This window comes from Leisingera sp. G5_S3_59_S7 (genome assembly GCF_054968485.1).
In genome coordinates, this window is sequence record NZ_JBQKUH010000100.1 from 1 (window position 1) to 7,663 (window position 7,663).

Below are 7,663 nucleotides of genomic sequence, written 5' to 3' on the forward strand. Positions count from 1 at the left end.
GTCGAGCCGCTGGGAACCATTGCGGTGGCCGGCCGGCCAATTGGCGAGGTACACCGCGTCGGCGGCAAGCAGCGCATCGTCGGATTTCGCTGCCATCAACGGCCTGGCTGGTGGAACGGTCGGCGCGGCGCTCAGCGCTCTACGCGGATCTGGTCGCTGGCGTGGATCACACCGTCCTGCACGATCCGGCAGAGCACGCCGCGCAGGCGCAGCGGGCGGTTGGGTTTGTGGTTGATCCACGCAAGGCTGTCGGCGCCATAGCGGTCGCGCCATTTGGCGCAGCCGGTGTTAAACTTGTCCGAGACCACAAGCACCGCGCTGCCCGCATGCAGGCGGGTGCCGGCGGGTAGGTTAGCCTCACTCATGTTGAGGTCCGCCACCATGGTGTCGCCGGGATGCACGGTATTGACCCGGTCGCGCCAGCACAGGTCCATCACCCGCCGCGGCAGGATCGAGACCTGAATGCGCGGGTCCGGGCTGCCGTCGGGCAGGGTCAGCCAGGGGGCTTTCAACCAGCGCTCATCGGCAATGCCGCCAGCCACGGTCAGGTGCAGTTGATCGGGAAAGCAGCGTTTACCATAGGCAGGGCGGAAACACAGGTTGTCGATGGCGGCCGCGTCGCGCGGGGCGGCGAGGATGTGCGGCAGCGCCGCGTCGCATTCGGCGCGGCTGGCAAAGGCGCAGCGCTTGCTTGGAACTGTGGTCATCTGGCTGCCCTCCGCCGGCCTGTGGATCAGCTGCGCGACAGTACGCTGGAGGGGCGGGCCTCGTACAGCGCGCCGGTGATCAGCCCGGCCACCACGGCCTTGATCAGATCCCCCGGCACGAAGGGCGCCATGACGGTCAGCAGGGATTCCCCCAGACCGGCAGGTTTCATCAGCATGTAATAAGGCACCGCGGCCAGATACATCGCGCCAATGCCGCCAACCAAAGCCGCCGCCACGGCGATCACGGTGATATTGCCGCGTTGCCAGGTCTGCATCACCAGGCCAGCCACAAAGGCAGCCAGCGGGAAGCCGATGTAGAAGCCTGCCCAGGGGGTGGTGAACACACCCAGACCGCCGCGGCCGCCGGTCAGCAGCGGCAGGCCTGCGGCCACCAGCAGCAGGAACAAAAGCACCGACAGCGCGCCGCGCTTGGCGCCCAGCACGGTGCCGCAGAGCATGACGCCCATGCTTTGGGCGGTGATCGGAATACCGCTGGCCAGGGTCAGCTTGGGCAGCAGGCCAAGCGCGGCAATCATGGCGGTGAACAGGGCGATCAGGACGACATTGCGTTCCATGTCAGGGTTTCTCCTTGGTTTCCAGAATGCCGCCACGGGCGCGCAAGGCGTCGGTCAGGTGGTCGGCATCATCAAGTGCGAGCAGGGTAAAGGGCACCACCACACGCCATCCGGGGCGGCGGCGGGAGCGGGCGCGCCAAGCTTGGGTCAGGCGCTGGCCGTTGGTGATCAATGTGGGCAGCAGGCGGATGACTAGCGCAATCGCCAGTTCCATCGCGCGGGTGTTCAGCCCCAGCTGCCGCAGCGGCGAGGTGAGCCAGCGAAACACTGCAATCATCTCGGACAAGGCGGTGGTCATGGTGACCAGATTGGCCAGTCCCACGGTGGTCAGCAGCCGCAGGATGAAATGGGCACCTTCCGCGTAAGTGGCGGTGACGCCATGCCAGAGCGCAAGGATCGCCACAAAGGGCCACAGCACCTGCAGCCGTGTCATGCCGCTGAGGAAAAAACGTCGGCCCGGCAGCGCATAAAGCGCCAGCATTCCCAGCGCCGCAAGCGCCTGCAGGCGCAGATCGCTGAGCATGAACAGGCCAAAGGTCGCCAACCCCAACAGTGCCAGCTTGGTGCCGGCGGGCCAGCCGTGGGCGCGGGTTCTAACCGGTGAGGTGAGCGAGATCATCGGCCCCTCCCTGGTCATGCATCGAGGCTAGATAGGCCTCCATGACGTCGTGGCGCGGGCCAGACTGGCGCAGCTGGCCCTGATCGATCCAGATCAGATGGTCGTAATCCGCCAGATCTGCCGGGTCGTGGGTGATATGCAGCAGGCTGCCCTGGTAGAGCTTGAGATACCGGTTCAGCTGCGCCTTGGTGGGGATGTCGAGCCCGGCAAAAGGTTCGTCCAGCACCACCAGCCGCGGGTTCATCGCCACCACCGCCATCAGGCAGACTAGATGTTTCTGCCCCTGCGACAGCGTGTTGATATAGGCCTCCTGCCAATGGCTCAGCCCAAAGCGGGCCAGCACCGCGGCGGTGGTGGCTTTGGCCTCGGGTTTGCTTTGGCCCTGCTGTTCAAGCCCAAAGGCCAATTCCTCGCCGACAGTGGGGAAGATGATCTGATGTTCGGGGTTCTGAAACAGGATGCCGACCTCATCCAGCGCGGCGCGGCGGTCGCGGGCCAGATCCTGCCCGTTGACGCGGATCTGGCCGCTGCTGGGGCGGGTCAGACCGGCAATAAGGCGGGCCAGGGTCGATTTGCCCGAGCCATTGCGCCCGACAATGCCAATCCGGCGCTGGGTTAGATCCAGAGACAGGCCGCGCAGGATCGTCTTGCCTTCGACGGTAAAGACGAGGTCGCAAAGCTCGATCCGGCTGGTCATGGTTTCTGGTCTTTCCGCTGCTCGTCAATCTGCGGCGGAGCCTTGGACTGCGGCTGCGTAAATATCAAGCTTTTCCTGCCCGAGGGCACCGCCGCCTGGCCAGATCTGCCGCGGATGCTGAGGACAGCAGTGTCAGCCTGTCGGAGGGCAGCGCCACCGGCAAAAGTGATCGGCGGCTGCGGCTATTGGTATGACTGCTGCTGGCCGGGAAGCGAGGTGGTGGAGCGTTGCATTGGCTAGGGTCAGATGGGGTATTCGGCTTGCGCCCCACTTCCAGCCTCGGTCTCCGGTAGGTGCTGCGTCTCGAGCTGATGATAATACGTGGTCTGTGTGAAGCAGCCACAAGCATCAAGGAAGGAGACGCAGCATGAAACATTATGCCGGATTGGATGTCTCAGTAAAAGAAACCGCCATTTGTGTTGTCGACGACGACGGCCAAGTCTGCTCAGAAATGAAGATTGCGAGCCACCCCGAGGAGCTCTCTCTAGCCTTGAGCGGTATCGGGGTCCATTTCGAACGGATTGGGTTGGAAGCCGGTCCGCTGTCGCAATGGTTGTTCGAAGGGCTGGCGCGCGCGGGGCTTCCGGTGATTTGTATCGAGACACGCCACGCGAAGGCCTTCCTCAAGGCGCAGGTGAACAAGACCGACCGCAATGATGCGCGTGGGATCGCGCAGATGATGCGGGTCAACCTATACCGTCCGGTGCATGTGAAGACCCGGGAACCCACCTTCGCCGATGCCATCCTCGACCGCATCGTCCACAACGCTTACCGCATCAAACTCGAGGGCCAGTCCATGCGGAAAACCATCGCCGAAAAGGATGACGTAACACCTCAGACCTGATACCCCGAAACCTATGCCTCACGGCAACGCGTCAAGGGTGGCCGAATACTTCGGTACAGGTGGCCGGATAAAATCGGAATCAGTGGCCGAATACGTCGGAATACGCACCCGAGGTCTAACCTTTCTCAATCACTCCCAAACAACTTGGCAATCCCAAACAAAGTAATGTGAGATTGACGCGGGTCACTATAATCTGCGGGCCTGACGACGGCGCAGACGGTTCCGGGCCGACGTCAGGGAGCCATTAGCCGTTTCGCGTCCGACGGAACGGCAATTCAACGTCGCTTTGAATGGGGCACTTGTAGGGCGTTCTCTCGACTTTCGCGTTGAATTCCTGACGAGCGCGCTGCAACAGCTCGGGATTTTCAAAGAGGGTTACGGCACTTGACGCCATTGTCTTTGCCGCGAAGACCATCCCCTGATGCGCCGCGCCGGACTTGCCCTGAGCGACGAGTTGCCAGCTGTGGAATGGTGTTCCCACCGCATGGCAGGCCGTCATCACCTGAGCCGTCGGCGTTTGCCAGCTAACATCGCCGACATCTGTCGATCCGGGCAAGACCATGTCGGGTGTTGGTACTGAAAGAACCTGACCGGCGAGTGGCGGCACGTCTCCCTTTTGCTCTAGATTGAACATGTCATAAACTGCCGCAATATCGGCCGCAGATAGGGTTTTCTGAATTTCCGCCGCGAAGGCTTTGTCCTCTTGGCCGAATTGGATGCCGCCGACACGCTCCATCTCTGCTTGCATCAACTGGTCCAGAGTCGAGTTGCGCAGGAGGTTCGAACAGGCCTTGTCGATTTCGACCTCAACAGTCGTCTCGGTCATCATCGCGGCGCCTTCGGCCACTTTCCTGACTCGTTCGAACAAAGCCATCACTTCGGACACCTGCGGGGAACGGATCAGGTAGAGCGCCTCTGCGTAATCTTGGACGACATTGGGGGAGATGCCACCCGTGTTCGTGATTGCGCTGTGCACGCGGGCCCGTTCCGGCATATGTTCGCGCATATACTGAACGCCGACGCTCATGAGTTCGAGTGCGTCCAGAGCGGAGCGCCCGAGTTCGGGCGAAGCTGCGGCATGGGAAGCGCGACCGGAAAACCGGAAGTAGGCCTGAATGTTTGCCAGAGAATTGGCCGCAATGACACTGTTGAAGGAAGCGGGGTGCCAGCAGAATGCGGCATCCACCCCGTCAAAAGCGCCTTCGCGCGCCATGAAGGTTTTGCCGGAGCCACCTTCTTCTGCAGGACAGCCAAAGTAGCGCACGCGTCCCGGATTGCCGCTTGCCACAAGATAATCGCGGGTCGCAACGGCGGCGAGCATGGCGCCCGCCCCCAGAAGGTTGTGACCGCAGCCGTGACCGTTTCCACCGCCTTCCACGGTATGCTTCTCGGCAACGCCGGCCTCTTGAGAGAGGCCGGCGAGCGCGTCAAACTCACCGAGAAATCCGATGAGGGGTCCATCCGAGCCGGCCTCAGCCATGAAGGCCGTCGGGATGCCCGCAACGTTCCGCGTGACCTTAAACCCTGCAGCTTCGAGCATCTCGATTTGAGCGGCTGCGGATTGCTCTTCCTGATAGCGCAGCTCGGGCATTCCCCAGATACGGTCGCTAAGATCGATATATCCGGGTTTTAGTTCATCGATCAGGCGATCCGTTTCGACAAAAGCATTCATATTACACACCCTCCTTCTGACCAGCGGCAGATGCGGAACCGCGCATCCGAGAAACGATAAACATGCCTACAATCGCCCCAACGAGCACGACCGCCCCGACACCCGCGATCGCGATCGGTCCCGACTGGACGCCGGCACCGACGATGAACGGGATCAGTACAAAACCCAGAACCGTGTTCATCGAATAGGCGAGCGAACCATCACGCATCGCCGGGCTCTTGAGGTCAGGATCGCAGATCTTGAGAAGCAGCAAACCGGTGAGGAACACGCCGGAGGCCGTGCCGAAGACAAGCATCGCACGCTCGAACGGCGCAGAGTTAAACAGTTTCCGCGGCAGCAGGACGCTCATTGCAACGGTCCCGATGAAGCCGATCCCGGCGGCGATCAGGATCGGAGCGGCAAATGTCAACACACCCTGTACCGGCATGGACACAAGCGCAGCGACGATGGCAAAATCGGTGAGGGACGAGGCAATTTTGCTCTTGGTGCCCGGATCGACCAACCAAGCAACCCCGAGACGGGTCATGGCAAGCCAGACGAGCCACATAACAATGATTGCATAGGCCCAGACCGGGACCACGCCGATCAGCGGCAGGTCGAGTGAGCGCACGAAGGAGCGCAGCAAGATCGCGAGCCCGGAACCCGCAAGGATCAAGGCAAGGTTGAAGCCCAGCACGTCGATCGAGGTGGAAACAGTGCTTTCTCGACCGGCAACGCGTTGTTTCTCGGGATTGGGTTCAAGACCGGTCAGCCAGGATTTGGGGAGGTTCTGCGGATCGGCGGCACCATCGAGAAGCTTACGCTTGTTCAGCCAGTTGATGATGACGATGCCTGCGATGATCCCGCCCAGCAGACCGATCGTCGCAAATGTCACCGCAACACCCTGTGCGACTTCCCAATATTCCAACCCCATGCCATTCAGCATATTGCCGATGACGCCTGCGGTCCCATGTCCGCCCGAGAAGCCAAGCGGCATTTCGAGACCAAAGGTGGCGTAGATTCCGAGATCCGGCATCGAAGTCGCGAAGAATGCGCCGACGGCACCGCCTACGGCAAGCTGCAAACCGAATAGCCCAGCCATCAGGAAGAACATGTTGAACACATTTCGCGCTGTACCGGCTGAACTGCCCTTTCGGGACAACTGAATCCCGAGCGGAACCGAGGCCACAACCGGGATGATCAAGATACCCGGAAGAAGGCTATACATTTTGATCCAGTCGGCGGGGTATTGAACCGGCGTCAGGTCGCCCCAGATTTGCGGCCCGATCAACAACCCGACGGCACCACCGACCACAGATGCGGGAATGAACAGTTTTTGCAACCATCCGATCTTGGCGCGGAGGAACGTGCCGATTAGTAGAAACAGGCCGAGCAGGGCAAAGCCCTGCAACACATGGCTCATAGAAGCTCCAGTCATTTTTTTCTCCATAAATCCAATTGTGTGCCCCAAAGGTACATCACTCATAGGCAGGTTAGGTCTGCTTGGGTTTCGGAAAAATTGACTTTGAACCCACTTAGTATAACATTTTTATGATATCAAAGCCTTTCCAAAGGGATGCATGCCAAATGGAGATTTCGCACTTTGTCCGGACGAGATTAAAGGTAAGGCATTTGCACATTTTGCTTGCACTCGACGACACGCTCAGCGTCAGTCGTGCAGCCCAGCGGCTCAATGTTGCACAGGCTTCGGTCTCCCGGACACTCTCAGAAATCGAAGATGGATTCGGCGTGCAAATCTTCGATCGGCACCCTCGTGGGCTAAGGCGCACCAAGCTGGGGCGGGAACTGCTCCTGGCGGTACGCAAGGTTGTTGCCAATATTTTTGCGCTCGAAAATTTGGCCGGTATGGTGGAGTCTCTGGACTATGGCGATATTGTTCTCGGATTACACAACGTTTCCCTTTTGGATCGAATGGCCAGGCTGGTCACAGACTTCAAGCACAGCCACCCCAAGATAACCTTTGCACTGCGAGACGGGCTGCTACCGGAACTGCTCGAAGATTTGCACTATGGGAGGGTCGATTTGGTCTTTGGCCGCCTTGAACCGGGGCTTGAGCAGCGTGGATTTGGAACAAGCGTTCTCGCCGAAACAGGCATGATCATTGCCGCAGGAAATCATATCCCTCCGCCCCCTGCAGACGTACAAGAGTTGCTCGGAAAGCCATGGATCCTGCCGCTGTCAGGCACACCTATGAGAGAACATTTCGAACGATTTTGCGCATTTCATCGGGAACCCCTTCCGCAAAACCGAATAGAAACCAACAATGGGCTCCTCATCGCAGAAATCCTGATGCAACAGGATCGCTATTCGCTTTTCCCGGCCCCTCCTTCAATAAAAACCTCTGCGAAAGAAGGGCTGCTCAACTTTCCATGGCTGAGAGGATATCCATATCCCTTTCGAACAACGCATGACAAAGTCGGATTCGTTTATTCGATGTCAAATGTCCGAACTCCCGCAGTCGAAGCGTTTTTGGCTTCGATTGAGATTTGAGAACGAAACGACTCTGTTGCGCAAATCGGGTGATGGCCGAGGTTCCCCTTTCCCCGGAC

Annotated in this window: 7 protein-coding genes and 2 pseudogenes; 3 read left to right on the plus strand and 6 right to left on the minus strand. The window is 59.8% G+C overall.

The annotated features are described in order from the left end of the window. Positions 1–131: 131 nt before the first annotated feature. The 4 genes from ACTRWG_RS22320 to ACTRWG_RS22335 are packed head-to-tail and all read right to left on the minus strand — an operon-like array spanning position 132 to position 2,598. Entirely contained in the window at positions 132–707 is a 576-nt protein-coding gene (locus tag ACTRWG_RS22320; protein WP_027233658.1) for an MOSC domain-containing protein, read from the minus strand. A gap of 26 nt (positions 708–733) precedes the next feature. Beyond that, a complete protein-coding gene (locus tag ACTRWG_RS22325) occupies positions 734–1,282 on the minus strand; it encodes a biotin transporter BioY (RefSeq protein WP_027233659.1) in 549 nt (182 codons plus the stop codon). Between the two features lies 1 nt (position 1,283). Then, positions 1,284–1,901, minus strand: coding sequence for an energy-coupling factor transporter transmembrane component T family protein (locus tag ACTRWG_RS22330; RefSeq protein ID WP_027233660.1), 618 nt, complete (start codon positions 1,899–1,901; stop codon positions 1,284–1,286). Then, positions 1,876–2,598 carry an energy-coupling factor ABC transporter ATP-binding protein gene (locus ACTRWG_RS22335; protein WP_027233661.1) on the minus strand — a complete coding sequence of 241 codons (723 nt, stop codon included), beginning with the start codon at positions 2,596–2,598 and terminating at the stop codon, positions 1,876–1,878. The genes ACTRWG_RS22330 and ACTRWG_RS22335 overlap by 26 nt, the downstream gene beginning before the upstream one ends. 367 nt (positions 2,599–2,965) lie before the next feature. On the opposite strand from ACTRWG_RS22335, the pseudogene ACTRWG_RS22340 reads away from it, so the two are divergent. Beyond that, positions 2,966–3,316 (plus strand): annotated as a pseudogene (locus tag ACTRWG_RS22340) (IS110 family transposase); the annotation flags it as partial. Positions 3,317–3,322: 6 nt separating this feature from the next. Next, positions 3,323–3,442: pseudogene (locus tag ACTRWG_RS22345) on the plus strand (ATP-binding protein); the annotation flags it as partial. A gap of 244 nt (positions 3,443–3,686) precedes the next feature. Here ACTRWG_RS22345 and ACTRWG_RS22350 read toward each other — a convergent pair. Both ACTRWG_RS22350 and ACTRWG_RS22355 read right to left on the minus strand, forming a co-directional pair. After that, entirely contained in the window at positions 3,687–5,114 is a 1,428-nt protein-coding gene (locus tag ACTRWG_RS22350) for a M20 family metallopeptidase (protein ID WP_027233656.1), read from the minus strand. Position 5,115: 1 nt separating this feature from the next. Further along, positions 5,116–6,516: a sodium/glutamate symporter gene (locus tag ACTRWG_RS22355; RefSeq protein ID WP_051357621.1), complete on the minus strand. Its 1,401-nt coding sequence runs from the start codon at positions 6,514–6,516 to the stop codon at positions 5,116–5,118. A 164-nt stretch (positions 6,517–6,680) separates the two neighbouring features. Here ACTRWG_RS22355 and ACTRWG_RS22360 point away from each other — a divergent pair, with 164 nt between their 5' ends. Then, positions 6,681–7,604, plus strand: a complete 924-nt coding sequence (locus tag ACTRWG_RS22360; RefSeq protein ID WP_161631046.1) for a LysR family transcriptional regulator — start codon at positions 6,681–6,683, stop codon at positions 7,602–7,604. Positions 7,605–7,663 lie beyond the last annotated feature (59 nt).